Genomic DNA, 20,621 nt, shown 5'->3' with positions numbered 1-20,621 from the left:
AACTTTAAGGGCGATTGACCAGCAGGCGCTTGCTCGGCAGACTCAACACCGCAGGAGCCCCACTGAGAAACGCCTCCGGCGGGGTGGCGTCATCCAGGAGGAGAAAGACCTTTTTGGGGCCCTGCCACAATTCTTGCAGACGTTCCGGGGAGATGATGTAGTTTGCGGCGGGGTCAACGGGGTAGGGAAACTGAGGCAGACCGTTCCGCTGCACCATGAGGATATGGCGCCGGGCATAGTATTCCAGGGAGGCCCCATATTCGAACTCTTCGATGGGCCCCATGATCAGGATATCCTCAGGAGCGGCATGCTGCCGGACATATTCCGCCGCCTCCTTATCACAGAGCACCGGAGTCAGGCTGGCAAAGCTTTGAAAGGTGAAGATGGCTATCCCCAGGGCCAGGACGCCATAGCCGGCTACCGCCAAACCGCGGCGTTTAAGCAGTCCGGCTCCCGCGCCCATCAGGGCCGCGGCCGGGATAAACCAGGAAGCCAGCCGGGCAATGGGGGAGAGCACGCTGACCATGCCGCTGAATTCCCGCCGGTTGTCCACGCAGACCCGTTCCAGGTAGGGCAGCAACACCAGGAGCGAAACCCCCAAGAGGCCCAACGCGATGAGGGACCACGGAATGACCCGGTCTCCATTGGTGTCCAGATAGCGTTTGATGCGCCACCCCAGGATCAGAGCCAGGCCGGGGAACGCGGGCAGGGAATAATACTCGAGGCGGCTGGAGGATATAGTAAAGAACACCAGGATTACCGCGGTCCAGGTGATCAGCAGGCGGGCGGCCGGCGCCTCTTCCCGGCCCGGCCGCGTTGCTTGCCAGAAACGGTAAAGGGCGGACGGCAGGATGAAGGTCCAGGGCATGAGCCAGATACCCAAAAACAGCCAAAATCCCGTGATGGTGAAGGAGTTGACGTCGGGGGGATGACGGCGGCCAAAAAACCGCATGATCTGCTCGTTGACGATCTGGAACTTGAGATAGCCGGGATTGGCCAGTTCGCTCCCCACTGCCCAGGCAGCCAGGATAATCACGGCCAGGGCGATCCCCCAGGGCGAGAGCAACAGCCGCAACGGCCGGCGATCCTTAACCTGCCATGCATAGATCAGACAAATCAAAACAGGAAAGAGCAGTCCGATAAAACCCTTACTGAGAAATCCGGCCACCAGGGACAGGGAGAACAGGATCGACCAGCGCCGGGCCGGTTCCTCCTGCCAGCGCACCAGGCAGTACAACGCCGCCAGCAGGCTCAGGGTGATGAGGTGATCGGTGAGAATCTGCAGGTGCAGAACGAAAAAGCCGATGCAGGTGATCAGGACAAAGCCGCCCAACCAGGCGGCAATCCGGCCGATGAGTCGCCGGCCGATGAGATAGGTGAGCCAGACCTCCCCCACCGTCATGGTCAGGGTGGGGACGCGCGCGCTCCATTCCGAGACCCCCAGGAGCTTGTAACTCACCAGGCTGAGCCAGTAAAGCAGGTGGGGTTTATCCAGGTAGTGTGCGCCGTTTAAGGTAGGGGTCAGCCAGGACCCGGCCGTCAGCATCTCCTGGGGGATCAGGGCGTACATGGCTTCCGACCGCAAGAGCGGCAATTGCCAGAACAGGGGGAGGAAAAGGCCCAGGCAGACCACCACCAGGGTGGCGCCGTTCATCCAACGGAAATCAAAGGAGGGCGGGGTTGAGGGGCGTTTCACCACGAAATCTGTCTGCAAGAGGGCGTCAGGGGCACTCCCTCCCGGCCCGGTCCGTGAAATCTCTGCTTAACCCCATCAACTAAGATTCCAGCGGAGCATGGTCCAGATATCCGTCAGGCCGCCCATCTGGCGGACCACGGTGGGTTCGAACCCGGAATGCATCATGCATTGGGCGCAGCGAGGGTCCCGCCCCACCCCGTAGTCCTCCCAACGCGTCTTTTTCATCATGTCGGCGAAGGTGGGATAGTGGGTATCCACGATCTGGTAGCAGGGGGCCCGCCACCCCATGGGATTGCGGGTGGGGTTGGCCCAGGGGGTGCACTCGTAGTCCCGCTCCCCCCGGAGAAAGCTCAAGTAGAGCGGCGTGCTAAAGAACTTGAACCGCTGGCCGTTGCCTGTCAGGCGAATAAACTTGTCCTTGATCTCCTCCCGGCTCATAAAAAGCTCATCGTTGACCCCGGCAAAGCTGTAAGCCGGCGAGACCAGGAGGCCGTCCACCCCGATATGCCCGAGGTAAGAAAAGAGAATTTCGAGTTCCCCGGGATCGGTTTCCTTATAGATGGAGGTATTGGTGCAGACGCGGAACCCCTGGGCCTTGGCGGCTTTAATGGCCTTAATGGCCAGGTTGAATACTCCCGGCCGTCCCAAAATGCCGTCGTGGGTAGGAGCCAGGCCATCCAAATGGATGCTCAGAGTCAGGCGGTCGGAGCGGGGCAGCTTTGGTAGAGATTTTTCCATTAAGATGGCGTTGGAGCAGAGGTAGATGTGCTTGCCGCGGTGTACCAGTTCTTGCAATAGCTCAAAGACCGGAGGGTAGATCAGGGGTTCGCCCCCGGTGACGGTGACCACCGGCGCGCCGCATTCTTCCACAGCCCCCAGGCACTCCTCCAGGGTCAGGGATTGTCCTAAACTGTCCCGGTATTCCTGGATACGGCCGCAGCCCTGACAGGCCAGATTGCACTGATGCGTGGGCTCCAGCATCAACACCAGGGGAAATTTCTCCTCCCCCTGAAGCCGTTTTTTCATGAGGTAACGGGTTAAATCGAAACTCAAACTCATCGGGAAACGCAAACGTATCCTCTCCTCTGTTCATAGCCTTGGGCGGGGCCAACTTCGACTCTCCCCAAACCTGCCTTGGGACCCCGCGAAACCTGATCACGCATAACCGTTCTGGCGAAACCAATCCACCGCCTCGGCCAGGGCCTGGCGCACCGGTGATAAGGTGAGTCCTAAATATTGTATCGCTTTCCGGTTGTCAAAGTACATAAATTTCTTAGCCATGCGGATGGCCGTAACCGGCATGCGGGGCGGTTTCCGGCGGATATAGGTGGCGAAGAACTCATCTAGGTAGGCCAGCCCCAGGACCGGCCAGTAGGGCAGTTTTACGGTAGGGGCCGGAAGACCGGTGAGTTCCGCCAGCAATTGAAAGATCTGGGACAGGCTCAGGTTTTCGTGGCCCAGGATATATTTTTCCCCGACCTGGCCCTTGGCTTCGGCCAGCAGGTGGCCCTTGGCGACATCCCGCACGTGGATGAGGTTGAGGCCGGTCTCCAGGTAGGCCGGCATACGGCGCTTGAGGAAATCCACGATCATCTGGCCGGTAGGGGTGGGGCGGGAGTCCCAGGGACCCACAGGGGTGCTGGGATTGACCACCACCAGGGGCAGGCCCTGGCGGGCGAAGTCCAGGGCCACCGCCTCGGCCAGGAACTTGGAGCGTTTGTAGTGGCCCACCATGTCTTCCAGGTGGACCGGGGTGTCCTCGGTGCCGGGCGTGCCGTTTCCGGGGTTGCCCAGGGTGCCCACAGTGCTGGTATAAACCACCCGCTCCAGGCCCTGAGCGGTAGCCGCGGTAAGCAACTGCCGGGTCCCGTCCACATTGCTGGCGTACATGGTGGCGGGGTCCGGCACCCAAAGGCGATAGTCCGCGGCCACATGAAAAAGGCGGGTGCAATCAGTGAGGGCCCGCGTAAGCGACTCCGCGTCCCTGAGGTCGCCTACGGCTACTTCCACCGCCAGGCCAGTCAGGGCCGGATGATCGGGATTGCGGGCCAGGACCCGCACCGTGCGCCCGGCAGCCAAAAGTTCTTCCACCACTGCCCGGCCCACAAACCCGGTTCCGCCAGTCACCAGGGTTTTGCCGTCATGCGTCAATGAAAAATCCCCCAACATCCCCCTTTAAGAGGAGGATTTCTTTGCCCCTCGGTTACAGGTGTTTTGCGGATCGATTCCCCCCTTTATGAAAGTTCTTAAAGGGAGGTAAGGGGGGATTTCGCCAGGCAATTTTGCAGGTTCACGAGCCTGGCTAGGCGTCTCGCGGTTCCTTAAGTTCCTGCAAATAGGTGCCCAGAGCCATTAAAGGGAAGCAGTCCCGATAGAGGTGATAGCGAATCATGAAGTGGTTGGGGAAGCCGGTGCCGGTAAACTCTTCCTCGTCCCAGCGGCCTGAGGAATTCTGGGTTTTGACCAGATAGTCCACCCCTGCCTTTACCTCCGGGGCATGAACTTCGCCCGCGGCGAAGAGCCCCAGGAGAGCCCAGGCGGTCTGCGAGGCGGTGGACGGCCCCCGACCCATGAGTTCCGGGTTGCGGTACGACTCACAGCACTCGCCCCAGCCCCCGTCTAAGTTCTGGTGGGCCTTAACCCAGTCCACTGCCCGGCGGACGTAAGGCCGGCTCATGTCCTCGCCGATGCGCTTCAGGGCCACCAGCACCGACCAGGTGCCGTAAATATAATTCACGCCCCAGCGTCCCCACCAGGGACCCTCGGGTCGCTGGGTTTCGTGCAGATAAGCCATGGCCCGGACGGCCACCGGATGGTCCAGGCCGTGACCGAAGGCCCCCATCATCTCGAGGATGCGGGCCGTGATGTCCTCGGTGGGCGGGTCCACCAGGGCCTTTAAGTCGCCGAAGGGAATGGCGTTGAGCCACTCCTTGGTATTGTCTTTATCAAAAGACGCGAAGCCGCCGTTCTTCGACTGCATGCCCAGACACCAGTTGATGCCCCGCTGCAGGGCCGCCTGGTGTTTGGCCGCATCCGCCAGGCCTTCCTTTAAGGCCACCAGCACCATGGAACTGTCGTCGACATCCGGATACCAGTTGTTAACGAACTCGAAGGCCCAGCCCCCCGGCGGCAGGTCGGGACATTTGACGGACCAGTCACCGGGCTTGAAAATCTGTTGGGTCAGCAGCCATTCAGAGGCTTGGACCATGGCGGGATGCTCAGGCGGCACCCCGGCCGCGGCCAGGGCGCGGACTGCCAGGGCAGTATCCCATACCGGCGAAATGCAGGACTGTAACCAGGTGCGCTCGCCTTCCTCCAGGGTGAAAAACTCCAGGGCCTGCAGGCCCCGCTGCATGACGTCGTGCTCCAGGTCGTACCCCCGGCAGTGCAGGGCCAAAAGGGAGTTGACCATGGGCGGCTGAATTCCCCCCCAATCGCCGCTCTCCTCTTGATGTTCCAGAATCCACTTTTCGGCTTGCCGGAGAGCAAAATGCCGGGGCCAGGGGAGGCGCAACCAGGCATAGATCTTCAGAATCCGGTCCAGAATGACAAAGACATTTTCCAACAGCGGCGCTAGGCCTTTCCAGCGCACCCGGTGGTGGGAAAACGGTTCGTCCGCACACAAAAAAAGTTCCTGCACTCCCTGTGAAGGCGGCAGGTGGTGCACCGGACGCTTGGCCATGATGATCATTAAGGGTACGACGGTGAGCCGGGTCCAACTGGAAAATTCATAGATACTCAGCCCGGACCAGGACGGCAGGAGCATGAACTCCACCGGCAACAGCGGAATCCCGTCCCAACTCACCTGACCGAACAGGGCCAGAAAGATGCGGGTAAAGACCCGGGCCTTTAATGCCCCGCCCTTGGCGCAGATAAACTCCCGGGCTTTAACCAGGCGCGGGTCTTGAGCCGATAGCCCCGCCATTTTCAGAGCCAGGTAGGCTTCCACCGAGGCGCTGATCTCGCCGCCATCCCCATGCCAGATGGACCAGCCGCCGTTGTCCAGTTGCTTCTCCAGAATATCCGCAACCATCCGCGGCACCTTGCCCTCGTCCAGACCCAAAAACCGATGGAGCATGATATACTCCGCGGTAATGGTGACGTTGGACTCCAGTTCGGCCCACCAGTATCCCGCCGGATCCTGCATCTGCAGCATGGCGGCAGTGGCTCGTTGGGCAGCGCGTTCGATTCTGTTGAGATGTATTCTGGGAAGCGCGTCAATCACAGACTGGCTGCGGACTGAAATGGTTTCCCCCCCCATTTCTTTCCCCCCCCGAGTTGTTTCTTAATCGGCATAATATAGCATACTCTCTAAAAAAGCCCCAAGATTTTCACCTACTCAAGCACTTTGCACCTACGTTAAGTTTAAGTTAATGGATTATCAACCCCACCATAGTCGCAGAAATCAGTTTTTAAATTTCCTATTAACTAATGGTATCGGCCTGGCCTATTTCTTTGGCTCCCAGAAAGAACTGGGGCCCCGCCTGCTCGCGGGTGAAGACGTCCAGGGGGCCCCGGAGTCCGACCTGGATCTGGGCGTGGTGTTGCTGGAACATCCCCTGGATTACTGGGAGGGACAAAGGTTGCGAAAACAGTTGGAAGACGATCTCGCGCCGCTCTTTGCCCCGGTTCGCTTACATCTTTTGCTCCTGGAAGAAGAAAACGCCCACGTGCAATACGCCGCCATCCGGGGCATCCAGATTTATGCCGTGAACGAGGCATTTGTCACTCAATATCGCCGCCGGGTTTTCACCCTCTACGGCGACTGGCACTCCTGGTGGCCTTAGGGTTTCCTCAGTTCTGGCTCAAATTCCAGCCCCAATCTCCAAAGTTGCACGTTGCATCAAAAATAATCATTATTATCTTGTATAGGGTACAATGACGTTCAGGTTGACCGCGACGGGAAATTCTGCTATGGGAGACTTATCTTGAAAATGATTACTATCTGCCGGCCCGGAATTCCACCTCGCCGCCTCATTGGCGTCCGCTTGCATACCGACTTATCCACAGCCTTCAGGAGATAACATGGCAACGAAAGACGAAGAACAACATCAAATCATCATTCCCGGCGAACTGCCCATGTTGGCGGTCCGGGACGTGGTGGTTTTTCCCAATATGGTGCTGCCCCTGTTTGTGGGACGGGAGACCTCGGTGCTGGCTATCGAAGCGGCCCTGGCCGAAGATCGTCTGATCTTTCTGGCCACCCAGAAAGATCAAAGCGTCGAGAATCCCGAGCCCGAAGAAATCTATACCGTCGGCACGGTAAGCCTCATCCTGCGCATGCTGAAACTTCCGGATGGGCGTCTGAAAATCCTGGTCCAGGGCAAGTCTAAAGCCATGATCCAGGAGTATGTCCAGGAGCGCCCCTACTTCCAGGTGGGCCTGGAAGTTTTGCCCGAGGCCACCGTTACCGAGATTTCTCCAGAGGCCGAGGCCCTGATGCGTAACGCCCGGGAGATGTCCGAGAAGATTTTGACCCTTAAAGGCATCATGAGCCCGGATCTTCTAGCCATCCTGGAATCCATCGAGGAACCCGGGCACCTGGCGGACTTGGTGGCAGCCAACTTGCGTCTAAAAATCGAAGAGGCCCAACTGGTTCTGGAGGAGATGGACCCCATCCGGAGTCTCATCAAGGTCAACGATTTTCTGCGTAAGGAAATGGAAGTCTCCGCCATCCAGGCCAAAATCCAGAACCAGGCTCGGGAAGAAATGGACCGCACCCAGCGGGAATATTTCTTGCGGGAACAGCTCAGGGCCATCAAAAAAGAACTGGGCGACCTGGACGAGACCAGCAAGGAGATGGAGGAGTATCGTCTTAAGATCAACCGGGCCCGGATGCCCAAGGAGGCGGAGGAAGAGGCTGTCAAGCAACTCTCCCGCCTGGAGCAGATGCACCCCGACGCGGCCGAGTCCTCCATCGTCCGCACCTACCTGGATTGGCTGGTGTCTTTGCCTTGGAGCAAGGGCACCCGTGACAAGCTTGAGGTCAAAGAAGCCAAGGCGATCCTGGATGAAGACCATTTCGACCTGGAAAAGGTCAAAGACCGTATCCTGGAGTACTTGAGCGTCCGCAAACTCAATAAGAAGATGAAAGGCCCCATCCTCTGTTTTGTGGGGCCTCCGGGAGTGGGCAAGACCTCCCTGGGGCAGTCCATCGCCCGGGCCATGGGGCGCAAGTTCGTGCGTATCTCTTTGGGGGGCATGCGGGATGAAGCCGAAATCCGCGGCCACCGGCGCACCTATATCGGAGCCCTGCCGGGGCGGATAATCCAGGGGGTCAAAAACGCCGGCTCCAATAATCCCGTCTTCATCCTGGATGAAGTGGACAAGATCGGCATGGATTTTCGGGGCGACCCCGCCGCGGCGCTTTTGGAGGTCCTGGACCCGGAGCAGAACCATTCCTTCAGCGACCACTATCTCAATGTGCCCTTCGACCTGTCCAAGGTGATGTTCATCACCACCGCCAACCTGGTGGACCCCATCCCCTCGGCGCTCCGTGACCGCATGGAGGTCATCCGCCTGGCGGGCTACACCGGAGAAGAGAAACTTGAGATCGTGCTCCGCCACCTCCTGCCCCGGCAACTGACTGAAAATGGCCTGACCGCCCGCGATTTCAAGATCTCCAACGAAGTGATCAAGCAGGTCATCATGTACTACACCCTGGAGGCGGGGCTCCGCAACCTGGAGCGGGAGATCGGCTCTCTGTGCCGCAAGGTGGCCCGTAAGATCGCCGAAGGCGAGAAAGGGCCGTTCGCGGTCAGCCGGGGAAACCTGCATATCTACCTGGGACCGCCTCGCTATCTGCCCGAAGGCGAAGTGGAGAAAGACGAAATTGGTGTGGCCACCGGGCTAGCCTGGACCCAGGTGGGCGGCGAGACCCTGCCGATAGAAGTCAGCCTGATGAAAGGCAAAGGCCAGCTCATCCTTACCGGTCAGTTGGGCGACGTCATGAAGGAGTCTGGCCAGGCGGCCTTGAGTTACGCCCGCGCCCGGGCCGACCGCCTCAACCTGGAGCCGGATTTCTATGAGAAGCTGGACATCCATATCCACGTGCCCGCGGGCGCTACCCCCAAGGACGGTCCCTCGGCCGGAGTCACCATGGCCACCGCCCTGATCTCGGCCCTCACCCAGATTCCGGTGCGCCGGGACGTGGCCATGACCGGGGAAATCACCCTCCGGGGCAAGGTGCTGCCCATCGGCGGCCTCAAAGAGAAGGCCATCGCGGCGCTCCGGGCCCGGGTCCAGAAGGTCATCATTCCCTTGGCCAACAAGAAGGACCTGGTGGAAATTCCCAAAAACGTCAAGCGCCGCCTCAAATTCGTGCCCGTGGCCGATATGGACGAGGTCCTGAACGAGGCCTTGCTGCGCTCCCCTTTCAAAGAGGGCAAAAAAGCCGGAACCCCTAAGTCACGGGTGACCACGCCGCCTTCACACCTGGTGGTCTAGCTTATAGCGTTTAATCTGTAGGGGCGGGTTTCAAACCCGCCCCTACCTTCGCCTACATGGTTTGACCTGGGGTCTATCACCCGGTTGAAAAATCAAAACGGCTTTTCGCCGGTAGCACAGGCTTTCCAGCCTGTGCTCATGCAGGCTAAAGCCTGCGACAACATAATGTCAGGCAATATTGCAGATCTTTTGATAATGATAATAAGAATAAGCCTGGCCCCCCCCTTTCAAACGGAATGTTGTATTTGACCAAGGTGGCCAGGTGCGCCCTGGAACTGCACTCCATTCCGCTTGAGGTCCAGGAGGCGTTGGCCGGCCAGGTGGGGATCAAGGGTGTCATCGAGCTTGTGGTGTTGGTGGGCTTTTACCGCATGATCGCCGGCGTGATCTTTGCCTTCAACGTGGCCTTGCCGGAAGAGGCCGCCGACCCTTTTTCATGAGAAACCGAGTCTGCGCACCCTTTAAGATGCTGGTCACTGACTGCTGAAAAAGTGGATTCCATCCTTTCATATCCCTATTTAACTCGCTGGCTTGCCCTGGGTGGGCTGCTCATCCTCTACATTTTCTTTGCCGCCGCCGAAACCTCTCTTTTTGCCTTGAGTCCCCTTGACCGTCTGCGCCTCAAGGAACGGAGCAAAGCCCGGGGGGAGCTGGTGGAATCTCTCCTGAAGCAGCCGCAGCGTCTCCTGATCACCCTCTTGATAGGGGTTGATATCATCACCATCCTGGCATCGGTGCTGGCCGCTTCCCTGGCCTTAAGCATCTGGGGGGACCGGGGTAAGTGGATCGCCCTGTTGGTGATGTCCCCCATTCTCCTGCTCCTGGGAGAAATCATTCCCAAGTCCGTGGCCCTCACGTATCCGGCTCGCCTGGCGCTGCGCTTGGCCCCCTTGGTGCGGGTGGCCCTGACGGTCTTTGCTCCTGTCCGGGTGGTGCTGCTTCAGACCAGCCGGGGAATCCTGGCTGCCTTGGGGTTTCGGCCTGACCTCCAGGTGCCCGCCGTGCATCAGGAAGATTTTGTCCGCATGGTGGAAGAAAGCCATCGGGGAGGGATGATCGCCGCCTTGGAACGGGATTTCATTCAGAACGTGTTGGACTTCGGGGAGGTCAGGGTAAGTCAGATCATGGTGCCCCGGCCCGACATGTTTTCTCTTCCCGCTGACCTGCCTTTCCCGGAGATAATCCAGGCCATAAAACGGTCCCGGTTCTCCCGGGTGCCCATTTATGAGGAGACCCACGACCACGTGCTGGGGGTCCTCCATTCCAAGGACATTCTGGAGTTGTGCCATCCAATCCCCTGCGCAGGTGAACTGCCCCGGCATCTCCTGCGCCCGGCCTATTATGTCCCGGAAAATAAGCGAGCCTTTGACCTTTTAACCGAACTCCAGACCCACCGCCAGCGCCTGGCCCTGGTGGTGGATGAATACGGCAGTTTGGTGGGTCTGATCACGGTGGAAGACCTGCTGGAGGAGCTCTGTGGCGAAATTCCCCAGGAATTCAAGGTCGAGGAAAAAGTCCTGGAGCAGGTGTCCCCGGAAGTCTGGCGGGTCAAGGGAGCCATGTCTCTGGCGGACTTCAACGATGCACTTAACCTGAACCTGCCGGCCGAGGAATTCGATACCATCGGCGGCCTGGTTCTTAACCTCTGCGGCTCCTTGCCCCGGGAGGGCCGGGTCATTCAATATGACGCAGATGAAAAGCTCATTTTTCGAGTGTTGCGGATGAAGGGCACCCGCATCCTGGATCTGGAAGTGCGGCGGCAAACCCCATGATTATTGGCCTGCTCCTTATTTTTATCCCTTTCCTGCTGCTGGAAGCTTTTTTCTCCGGGTCTGAGATCGCCCTTATTTCAGCCAGCCGCCGCCGTCTCCGGCATTGGGCGGAACAGGGGGACCGGGGGGCGGCCAGGGCCCTGAAGCTGCTGGAACGGCCGGAGCGCCTGCTGGCCACCACCCTCCTGGGCTCCAACCTGTCGGAAATCAGCAATACGATTCTGGTCAGCGCCTTTTTGCTGGAAACCATGGGGACCGGGGGAGAAATCTTGGCCATGCTGCTGCTGCCGCCCTTGATTCTGATCTTCGCGGAGATTACCCCCAAATCCATCGGCCGCCAGCACTCCACCCGTCTGGCCAGGCGCCTGGGACCCATCCTCTGGGTCATATCCTGGGTTCTTTATCCCCTCACCTTCATCTTCGCGGGCTTAAGCCGCGTGGCGCTCTGGCTGACCGGGGCGCGCCACACCAGCAAGTTGCCCTTTATCAGCCGGGAAGATTTGCATCTGGTGGTGGCCAAAAGCGGCCCCGAAGTCGACCTGGAGCGCAAGGAACGCATTTTTATCCACCGCATTCTGCAATTTTCCCTGCGCAGCGTCAAGGAAGTCATGGTGCCGCTGATCCGGGTGACCGCCATCCCGGACACCCTGACCATGAGCCAGGCCTTGGAAGAATTCCGCACTTCCCGCTTTTCCCGCCTGCCGGTCTATCACCACCGCATCGACAACCTCATCGGGGTGGTGCATGACTTCGACCTGTTGGGCGAAGACGACCTGGAACGCCCCGTTCGCACCATCATGCGCTCGGTGGCCTTTGTCCCGGAACTCAAAAAAATCGACCGGCTGCTGGCCGAGATGCAGCGCCAGGGGAACCACCTGGCCGTGGTGGTGGACGAATACGGCGGCGCGGTGGGCATTGTCACCATCGAAGACCTCTTAGAAGAGATCGTCGGCGAGATCATTGACGAATTTGATCAGGAGATTGCGCCCTTCAAGAAGCTGGGGGAAGGCCATTACCTGGTCAGCGCCCGCACTGAAATCAAGGCCCTAAACGAATCTCTCCACCTGAGACTGCCCGCCGGGGATTATGAAACCCTGGCCGGGTTTCTCATTGCTCAGTTGGGGGATTTGCCCCGGGCCGGGGAGCAGTTGCAGTTCCGCAATCTCAAGTTCACCGTGCGCCAGGCCGAGGCCCGGGCCGTGAAGGAGGTAGAACTTGTTGTCGAAAAAACCGCAGAGTGAACCCTGATAGTTTCGCAAAAAGCCAAGAATTCCCAATCCATCTAATAAGAAGATCAAACCTGGAATTTTCGGGGTGAGGTGATAATTGTCGAAGCTGGTAATCATCAACTCATCCGGCAATAATCTCTAGCCACGTTCATTTATCCTAAAACCATTTCTGGAATGCTTCCTTAAATTTGCAAGAAACTCTCTTAACGCTTTCCGGCCGGCCGTCTTCTAAATTAGCAAATCCTGTTTTTCGGAGGGTAAGCGAATGAACCTGAAGAGATGGTTGAGCGTTTTCCTGATGATGGGTCTTATCCTGGCCTTAAACCCCCTGGGCGCCCAGGCCAGACCGAAATATCACCACCCTCGTGGGAATGCCTATGGGTGGGATGGCCCAAGGCATCATAACTTTGAGCGTCACCAAAAGCATTTCCGGCGCTCCTGTAAGGGTCCACACCATCACCGTGAATATGGGCACTACGCAGGACCACCGCAGGTTGCCTATGTCACGCCTGTTGCTCCCATCATTGCAATGCCTTACCAGCAACCCCAACCCTATTACTCGCAGCCCGCAAATCCAGGCTTATCCGGCAACTTAAACTGGAATTTTTAAAAAATATTTAAAAACCTCTAATGTTTTCACACGGGCGACCGTCTAAATTGCAAATCCGGAGTGCAGAATTAATTCAAGGAGGATAATTAAATGAGACCAGGAAGATGGTGTAACGTCATTCTCGCACTGGGTCTGTTTATGGTTCTGAGCCCTCTGAGCGCCCAGGCGGGGCCTAACCGTCCCTTTGCCCCGCAGCCGAATCGTCAGGCTTTCAACCGGCCCCAGCCGAGTAGCCATGCTACTCAGGCCAACGCCTGGAATAGGCAGCCGCATCAGGGGCAGCAGCCTCGCGCCCATGCCTATGGGTTAAATGGCCACAACCGTCAGTGGCAGCAGCCGCGTGGCCATACTAACGCCGGAAATAATCAGCCGCATCGGTGGCAGCAGCCCCGTGGCCATGCCTATGGCTGGAATGGCCAAAACCGTCAGTGGCATCAGCCGCGCGGCCATGCTAACGCCTGGAATAGGCAGCCGCATCAGGGACATCACCCTCAGGGCCATGCCAATGGCTGGAATGGTCATCAACGTCAGGGGCATCAGCCCTCCGGCAATGCCTACGGCTGGAATGGTCATCAACAACGTCCGGGGGACCAGCACCGGAATGTCTATGGGCGGAATGATCAACAGCATCAGGGACAACAGCCGCCCAACGCGGGTCAGCACAATAATCCTGGTTCTTCTTATAATCGTGCAGGCTATCAGGCACATCCCCAATCTCCCAATATCGGCCCCAATCCGTCAGGCTATTCCCATAATACCACCAGGCCGGAGGGTCATACTGGTGCGCGGCCCAGTTCTCGCCACCCCGATGCTTCCGGGAATGCCCCTCTGAGTCAAGGCCAGTCTCCTGCTGGGGTAATCTAGGCTGCTGACTATCAGGAATTGCAGGTTTGGTCGGTAAGAACAAACAAGTAAAAATTCAGATGGATGCAAGGGAGGGGGGCCGCCCGCTTGTGCTCTTCCCCTCCCTTGACCATTATAGCGTTTGCCAAAAGTTTTTTCCGTAATAGGAGATACTTTAACACCCCAAATCCCCCCTAACCCCCCTTTGGCAAATGGGTGAACTATAAGGAATTACTTATAAAGTCACCCTTTGAAAAAGGGGGAGTTAGGGGGATTCTTGGTCAGGGTACTTCTTTTTTTAGGCATAGAGCCTCATGGGTTGGAGAAATCTGCTGTGAACATGGAAATGATTGGCGAGGCACATCCACCACCACTCGGGTGCCCTGGCCAGGTTCTGACTCGACACGGCAATTCCCCTCGATTGCCAAGGCCCGTTCGGTCATAGTCATCAGGCCCCATTTATGCCCTGCCATTGGGAGGGCGACCTTATCCTGGTCGAAGCCTATGCCATTGTCGGCAATGGTGAGGCGAAACGTATCATCGTTTTCTTCATGCCACACCACTACCTTGGTGGCTTTGCTGTGCCTGGCCACGTTGGCCAGGGCCTCCTGGGTGATGCGGAACAGAGCCAGTTCTACCGGGGCTGCCAATCGTAGGGCTAACTCTTCCCCTCTAACTTCCACGGCAATGCCGGTCTGCGTGGAGAACTTGCTTGCAAACTGGCGCACTCCTCCCATTAAGCCGTAATGGTCCAACACCGTGGGCCTTAAACCTTCCATGATGTTCCTGGTAATCTCACCTGTCTGTTCTGCCACCGCGCCAACATCAGCGAGCCTGGACAGCAGCTGATCCAGCGACTCTCTTTGGGCTCTGATCATGAGAGTTTCTATGGCGATATTAATGCTGGTCAGGTTTTGACATACCTGATCGTGGAGTTCCCGCGCCAACTCTTGGCGTTCGGCTTCTTCTACCTGCGCCAGTCGGGCCGTTAGCCCTCGCAGTTCCTCCTGTTGATGAATAATTTTTTCCTCGCCTCGCTTGCGCTCCGTTATATCTTCATAGACACCCAGAACCCCAAAGACTTCACCGTTGGGCATTTGTAACGGGACTTTGCTGGTATTGAGCCAGATATTTTCATGCGTGGGGGTGGTTTGCGGCTCGATAATATTTATCTTGGCGCGGCGGGACTCCATAACCTGATGGTCATCCGCACGGTAGAGCTCCGCTTGTTCCCGCCAGCCCATGTCAAAGTCGCTCTTGCCTATAAGTTGCTCCGGGTGGCTAAGGCCGGCGTCGCGAGCGAACAGGCTATTGCAGCCCATGTAGCAAGAATCCTTATCCTTCCAGAAGACCCTGACCGGGATCGACTCGATAATCAATTGCAGCATGTTCCTGGATTGCTCGAGCTTTTTGGCGGTTTCTTGTAATTCAAGAAGATTCTGAGAAAGCGCCTCCTCCGCCCGCTTGCGCTTCTCCTGGGCAAGATCCATGGCCTGGCCCATAGTCCGCCCCACAACCACCACCAGCGCCCCGGTAATTAGGCTGAAAATCAGGGCCAATACCGCCGCCCCCAAAGCATCGGTGTGAAATAGGGCGGGGATGAACCGATGCAACAAACCTTGGACCATAACTACCGTCACCGCCATGGGGAGAAAAGCCCGCAGCAGCCTGGCCTGGCTCGAAGGGCCCACCAGCATCCGTAGTGGCAAAGCATCAGGACCGGTCCCAGCTACCAGTCCCACCCCCATGAGCAAAAACGCTATGGCGGTGGTTAGCGCCATGGGGATCACGACGCCGCCGTAAAGGAGCGGGGTTCCGAAGAGGTAGCCCAGAGTGGCGATAGTCCCTATTATGGTCACCGAACCCCCTAAAAAGCCTGCCAGGTGCCGACTGATGACCTGATCTTTTCGTCGCAGAATAATTAACAGGTTGGTCCCGCCTAAAAAAAGCGTGAGGCCGGTAAGAGGGGAGATGCGATTGGTGAGCACTTTCCCGAATTTCTTGGCAGTGGGGAACAATAAATTTTCAAAATTTAGATCTCTGCCGACAAAAAGCTCGATAAAACTAACGAGGCCAAAGGCCGCCACCAGGAATGCCACCGCTAAGGCCACTGCCCTGCCCCGGGCTGAAGGCCTTGTCCTGGCCTGATAAGTTAAAATGCCCCCCAGCAGCAGGAATGAGCAAGCTGTGCTGGGGGCCATGCCGATATAAGAGGGATGGATACTGGATAAAACCCGAACTCCGGAATACCAGCTCACCAAGCCGAGCAGGCCAAGCCCCACCACTCCGGCGCCGCAAGAAACTGTCATACATTTAAACCGGCCAGCTTGACGGTCGTCTTGAGGAGTATTCATTAAATCACCCATTGGTCCGACAGCTGTAAGGATAACCGGAGCCATTCTGTTGATCGTGATGCTGTAACTCTATCTGGGCCATAGACAAAGGAAGGAAACCTTCGAAAAGATCTCATAATTCTCTTTTCAAGGCTTATCGGCTTTAAACGGGAATTTCTTAAGGGTCGGTGGCGCTACAAAAATTGAAACCACATGGTTTCTTATGAAAAAATTCGCGGGGAGAAGAGAAAGTACCTGCGCTATATATTCGGAATTCAGCCAAGGATGAATTATAATCGATATGGCGTTAATATCATTTCATTAATCCCCTCTCCCCTGGTGGGAGAGGGTTAGGGTGAGGGGGAATAATTTTTGGGAACTCAGCCATGCTGGGCGTTTTTTGACTGTTTCGCGGGCATCAGCGGTGACATGACCCTGGGGGCCTTGATTGACCTGGGACTCCCGGTGGCCGAACTCCAAGACCTGATCGCCGCCCTGGGGCTTACCGATGTCTCCATCACCGCCCATCAGGTCAGCAAAGCCCTTCTCACCGGCGTCAAGGTGGAGATTTCCTCCCAAGCGCGGCACCCGGCCCGCACCTATCGGGACATCTGCGCCTTGATCGAGGAGGCCCCCCTGACCGACGCGGTCAAAACCCGAAGCCTTACCACGTTCCGCCTCCTGGGTGAGGTGGAAGCCCGCATCCACGGCCAGCCGATTGAGACCGTGCATTTTCATGAACTGGGGGCACTGGATACCATCGTGGACGTGGTGGGCGCGGCGCACGGCTTGGAACGCTTGGGGGTCTCCCGGGTCTTTTGCAGTTCGATCCCCATGGGCTGGGGCATGATCACCGCGGGCCACGGCCGGCTCCCCAACCCGGCCCCGGCCACCCTCGAGTTGTTGAAGGGCTTGGCCGTGTACGGCACCGACCTGCCGGGGGAACTGGTCACCCCCACCGGAGCCGCGATCTTGAAGGCCAGCGAGGCCGTGTGCGAACCCTGCCCCGGCATGACGCTTAAGCGCGTCGGCTACGGCGCGGGCAGCCGGGATCTGCCGGGCTACCCCAATCTCCTGCGCCTCTACCTGGGGGAGCCCCTGACCGCGGCCCCCGGCCGTAAGGAGACCATCCTGGTTATAGAAACCCACCTCGACGACATGAACCCGGAATGGTACGAGCCGCTCATGGCCGGCCTCTTCAGCGCCGGAGCCTTGGACGTGGCTCTCACCCCCATCCAAATGAAAAAAAACCGGCCCGGTGTGCGCTTAACCGTGGTCGCACCCCTGGCAGCCAAAGCCGGGCTCCTGGACCGCATCTTTGCGGATTCCACCACCCTGGGGGTGCGGGTCATGGAAGTGGAGCGGGTCACGGCCCGCCGCTGGCCCGAGACCATTGATACGCCCTACGGCCCCCTCACGGTCAAGGCCATGGAATACGGCGGCCACCGCCGCTTGCTGCCGGAGTACGAAGCCTGCCGCAAAATGGCCGAAGCCCAGGGCCTCCCCTTAATTGAAATCTACCGCCTAATTCCTCGGGAATAACGCGAGACCGTTCAATACGGAGGGGGTCTGATTTTTGCACCGAAATCATAGCTGTTGGCGAGGCACTGAATAGAGGCGGCGAGTTACCCGCAGCGGTTCAAAAATTTCCCCTCGTTCCCAAGTTGTACTTGGGAACGCAAATGCTTGCCAAGCTGAGCTTGGCGGGTAAAGACGTTCCTCACTTAACTAGTTTAGCATTCTGCCCCTGTCAGGACAATTGCTCTTAGGGGGTGGACTTTATGGGTTTACTTGTTGGCCTCTGCAACCGCTTACAACAACTTTTCCCTGACAAGGTATTCCATGGCCCGTTGGGCATAGGTGGTCATGATGCTGATCATCCAGGTGATGTGGGACTGGATATCGGCGAACATCTTGGAATCGGCCATGCCGATGAGCCCGGCCATCACGGTGCGCAGCCGGATCATGTCGGGATCGCCAATTTGCACCGTGGCCAGATTGATCTCTTGCTCCAGGCCCTTGAGTAAGTCCAAAAAAAGCTTGCCCGCGCCTTCCTGCTCCAACCCCTGCATCTGGGTTACGGAGTTGAGCAGGCGGGATGCCAGCAGGAGCTCCGCTTTAATCCGGTCGGCAAAATGGAAAGCCAGGATAGCCTCTCGCCGGTTAGCCGGGAAGGCTTCAGCCATAACGTCACCTCCAGATAGATTGTCGCTCACCTTACCATATCTCATTCCCGGCCACAACCAACGGCTTCGGGGAAGCCAGATGGGACGCTTCAATCGGCCCGTGCCCGCTTTTTTCGTCGGCCCGGTCACTCTGCCGGAATTGGTTTCAATATAATTACGAAAAGTCTTAAATAAAGGGAACTGCAAGGGAAAAAAAAGTGGAGATGACTGGCGAGGCCAATTTGTAATGATTAAATTTACCGGAAACCTTAAAGGAAAATTGGCCCCTTTTTTGCCTGTCGCTCTGTCATTTTTCTGACAACAACAGAGAATCCGGCACGTTCTCCTTTAGGTGGGCAAATCTTTGGAGAGTCTCTCGGGCCGGGAAGCGGAATCGGGATTAGAGGGGATATTCTGTTTTTTCATTTTCTCCAGCAAGGTGGTGCGGTTGAGGTGAAGAAGTTGGGCCGCCTGGCTTTTCACCCAGTTGCTCTGGCGCAAGGCTTTAAGGATCAAGTTACGCTCAAATGATTGCACCGCATCGGTAAAATGAATGCCCCGTTCCGGAAAATCCTCTGGCTTTTCAAGGGGGGGGAGGATCAGGCGTTGAAACTTCTCGGGCAGGTCGGTTACCTCGATGACTTCGCCTTCGGTGAGGATAACCAGGCGTTCCATGAGGTTTTCCAGTTCCCGGACATTGCCGGGCCAGGGATACCGGCAGAGGAGGTCCAGGACTACGGGGCTGAGGCGTCTGAGGGGTTTCTTTTTGGTCCGGCTAAATACCTCCAGGAAATGGTGCACCAGCAATGGAATGTCGGAAGCCCGCTCCCGCAGAGGAGGCACCAGAATGGGGATCACATTGAGGCGGTAGAACAGGTCTTCGCGGAACTTGTTTTGGCTCACCAGTTCTTCCAGATTCCGGTTGGTGGCGGCGATCACCCGGATATCCACCCGGATGGTTTTGATCCCGCCGATTCTTTCAAAGGAATGGTCTTGCAGGACCCGGAGAATCTTCACCTGGAGGCCGGGGCTCATCTCCGAAATTTCATCCAGAAAGATGGTGCCAGCGTTGGCCTGTTCGAAGCGCCCGATGCGGGTGCGCACCGCATGGGTAAAGGCGCCCCGTTCGTGCCCAAAGAGTTCGCTCTCCAAAAGTTCTTCGGGAATGGCGGCGCAATTGACCGGAATAAGAGGCCCTTCGGCGCGAGGACTGTTATAATGTATGGCATGGGCGATGAGCTCCTTGCCGGTGCCGGATTCTCCCAGGATCAAGACGTTGCTGTCGCTTTCCGCGACCTTACGGATCAGTTCGAAGACGCGGGTCATGGGGTCGCTATTGCCCACCATGTTGGCGAAACCGAAGCGCCGCTGCAGCTGTTTCTTGAGGTGCAGGTTTTCCCACTTGAGGCGCCGATGCTCCAAAGCTCGGCTCACCACCAAGCGGAGTTCGGTAGGGTCCACCGGCTTGGTGAAGTAATCGTAGGCTCCGTGGCGCATGGCGGTTACGGCGTTGGTGATGGTGCCGTAGCCGGTGATGATGATGCATGGGCAGGCAGGCTGTTCGCGCCTCAAATATTTCAGCAGTTCCATGCCGTCCAGGCCGGGGAGGGCCAGGTCGCTCAGCACCAGGTCAAAGGCCTGCTCTTTTATCAGGGACAAGCCCTGTTCGCCGTTGGCTGCGGTGGCCACTTCATAGCCCTCGGCCTCCAGGATTTCTTTCAAGCTCTGGAGCAGGGCTGGATCATCATCAACGATCAGGATAGAGGCGTTATCCCGTTTCATGAAAGATCTCCCATGGTTAATAGAGGATACACCAAAGTGCCTCTTGTGTCAATAAAATGACATATGGTTAAGCCGCTCATGATAAGCGTGCGGGAAAAAAGTTGACTTCGAAAAAATATTATTGTTATGCTTTAATAACCTTGGCGTGAGGAGAACTGGTGCTTCCAACTTTAGCTGTTATTTTATGGGCTTATGGAATGTACGCCCTGTTTTCCTTTATTTTGCAGCGCAAAGGCGGCCAGCCTCGCGGACAAAGCCGTTGGCGCAAGCTTACCGGGTTCATTCTGGTGGGCGGCATCGTCGGCTTGGGATTGATTCTCTGGTGCTGCTACTCTCCGGACAAGACTGATCAGCGGTTGAAACTTGCCGGATTTCTGGGGACCGTGTATGCTGAGGGCTGGCCGGACCGCGTGGATAAGGTGGAGTACCCGCCGGTCAAAGCTTCGAACCAGGGAACCGGAGAACAACCGGCCTATGCTCTTCTGCATCCTGAGACCCCGGCCAGCCAGATAGAGCCGGAAAAGAAGCTGATCCGCCCCCGGCCGAGCCGGGCTGCCAACAAGCAAACATCCGGCGTCCATGAAAAGTCCGGCAAAACCGCCAAGGTTGCCAAAACCGTGACGCCCTCGTCCAAAAAGGACAAAATGGCGACCAAGAGTCGCGCCAAGAAAAAGAAACGGTCTTCTACCAATGCCGGTTAGAACACCGGGGTCTGCCCCCTGAGGCCGGTTGGTTTCCCAGCCAC

Annotated in this window: 15 protein-coding genes; 7 read left to right on the top strand and 8 right to left on the bottom strand. The window is 57.6% G+C overall.

Annotated elements, in window-relative coordinates; genetic code table 11:
- Positions 1-4: 4 nt before the first annotated feature.
- From WC600_12115 to shc, 4 genes are all read right to left on the bottom strand, one after another.
- Entirely contained in the window at positions 5-1,714 is a 1,710-nt protein-coding gene (locus WC600_12115; protein ID MFA4903474.1) for a glycosyltransferase family 39 protein, read from the bottom strand.
- Between the two features lie 57 nt (positions 1,715-1,771).
- Positions 1,772-2,767 carry an adenosyl-hopene transferase HpnH gene (hpnH, locus tag WC600_12110; protein MFA4903473.1) on the bottom strand — a complete coding sequence of 332 codons (996 nt, stop codon included), beginning with the start codon at positions 2,765-2,767 and terminating at the stop codon, positions 1,772-1,774.
- An 84-nt stretch (positions 2,768-2,851) separates the two neighbouring features.
- Positions 2,852-3,847: a hopanoid-associated sugar epimerase gene (gene hpnA, locus WC600_12105; protein MFA4903472.1), complete on the bottom strand. Its 996-nt coding sequence runs from the start codon at positions 3,845-3,847 to the stop codon at positions 2,852-2,854.
- A gap of 151 nt (positions 3,848-3,998) precedes the next feature.
- Positions 3,999-5,921: a squalene--hopene cyclase gene (gene shc / locus WC600_12100; protein MFA4903471.1), complete on the bottom strand. Its 1,923-nt coding sequence runs from the start codon at positions 5,919-5,921 to the stop codon at positions 3,999-4,001.
- Positions 5,922-6,069: 148 nt separating this feature from the next.
- Between shc and WC600_12095 the strand changes: the two genes are divergently transcribed.
- The 5 genes from WC600_12095 (at position 6,070) to WC600_12075 (ending at position 12,155) form a co-directional block, all read left to right on the top strand.
- The gene (locus WC600_12095) at positions 6,070-6,483 is read left to right on the top strand and encodes a hypothetical protein (protein MFA4903470.1); all 414 of its coding nucleotides are present in this window, start codon (positions 6,070-6,072) and stop codon (positions 6,481-6,483) included.
- Between the two features lie 238 nt (positions 6,484-6,721).
- Positions 6,722-9,142 carry an endopeptidase La gene (lon, locus tag WC600_12090; GenBank protein MFA4903469.1) on the top strand — a complete coding sequence of 807 codons (2,421 nt, stop codon included), beginning with the start codon at positions 6,722-6,724 and terminating at the stop codon, positions 9,140-9,142.
- 245 nt (positions 9,143-9,387) lie between these two features.
- Positions 9,388-9,582, top strand: coding sequence for a hypothetical protein (locus WC600_12085; protein ID MFA4903468.1), 195 nt, complete (start codon positions 9,388-9,390; stop codon positions 9,580-9,582).
- Positions 9,583-9,633: 51 nt separating this feature from the next.
- A complete protein-coding gene (locus WC600_12080; protein MFA4903467.1) occupies positions 9,634-10,914 on the top strand; it encodes a hemolysin family protein in 1,281 nt (426 codons plus the stop codon).
- Entirely contained in the window at positions 10,911-12,155 is a 1,245-nt protein-coding gene (locus tag WC600_12075; GenBank protein ID MFA4903466.1) for a hemolysin family protein, read from the top strand. Before WC600_12080 ends, WC600_12075 begins: the two co-directional genes overlap by 4 nt.
- A gap of 904 nt (positions 12,156-13,059) precedes the next feature.
- On the opposite strand, the gene WC600_12070 is transcribed toward WC600_12075, so the two are convergent.
- A complete protein-coding gene (locus tag WC600_12070) occupies positions 13,060-13,461 on the bottom strand; it encodes a hypothetical protein (GenBank protein MFA4903465.1) in 402 nt (133 codons plus the stop codon).
- 416 nt (positions 13,462-13,877) lie between these two features.
- The gene (locus WC600_12065; GenBank protein ID MFA4903464.1) at positions 13,878-15,950 is read right to left on the bottom strand and encodes an ATP-binding protein; all 2,073 of its coding nucleotides are present in this window, start codon (positions 15,948-15,950) and stop codon (positions 13,878-13,880) included.
- A gap of 351 nt (positions 15,951-16,301) precedes the next feature.
- Between WC600_12065 and larC the strand changes: the two genes are divergently transcribed.
- On the top strand, positions 16,302-17,471 hold the full coding sequence (larC, locus tag WC600_12060; protein MFA4903463.1) for a nickel pincer cofactor biosynthesis protein LarC: 1,170 nt from the start codon (positions 16,302-16,304) through the stop codon (positions 17,469-17,471).
- A 269-nt stretch (positions 17,472-17,740) separates the two neighbouring features.
- Here larC and WC600_12055 read toward each other — a convergent pair whose 3' ends face one another.
- Together WC600_12055 and WC600_12050 are read right to left on the bottom strand one after the other, a co-directional pair.
- Entirely contained in the window at positions 17,741-18,115 is a 375-nt protein-coding gene (locus WC600_12055) for a hypothetical protein (GenBank protein ID MFA4903462.1), read from the bottom strand.
- A gap of 327 nt (positions 18,116-18,442) precedes the next feature.
- Positions 18,443-19,876, bottom strand: a complete 1,434-nt coding sequence (locus tag WC600_12050; GenBank protein MFA4903461.1) for a sigma-54 dependent transcriptional regulator — start codon at positions 19,874-19,876, stop codon at positions 18,443-18,445.
- 197 nt (positions 19,877-20,073) lie between these two features.
- On the opposite strand from WC600_12050, the gene WC600_12045 reads away from it, so the two are divergent.
- Positions 20,074-20,577 carry a hypothetical protein gene (locus WC600_12045; GenBank protein ID MFA4903460.1) on the top strand — a complete coding sequence of 168 codons (504 nt, stop codon included), beginning with the start codon at positions 20,074-20,076 and terminating at the stop codon, positions 20,575-20,577.
- Positions 20,578-20,621 lie beyond the last annotated feature (44 nt).

The organism is Desulfobaccales bacterium, assembly GCA_041648175.1.
GTDB lineage: Bacteria > Desulfobacterota > Desulfobaccia > Desulfobaccales > 0-14-0-80-60-11 > 0-14-0-80-60-11.
The sequence above is the reverse complement of the archived record's forward strand: the minus strand, read 5'-3'. Positions and strand labels throughout refer to the sequence as shown.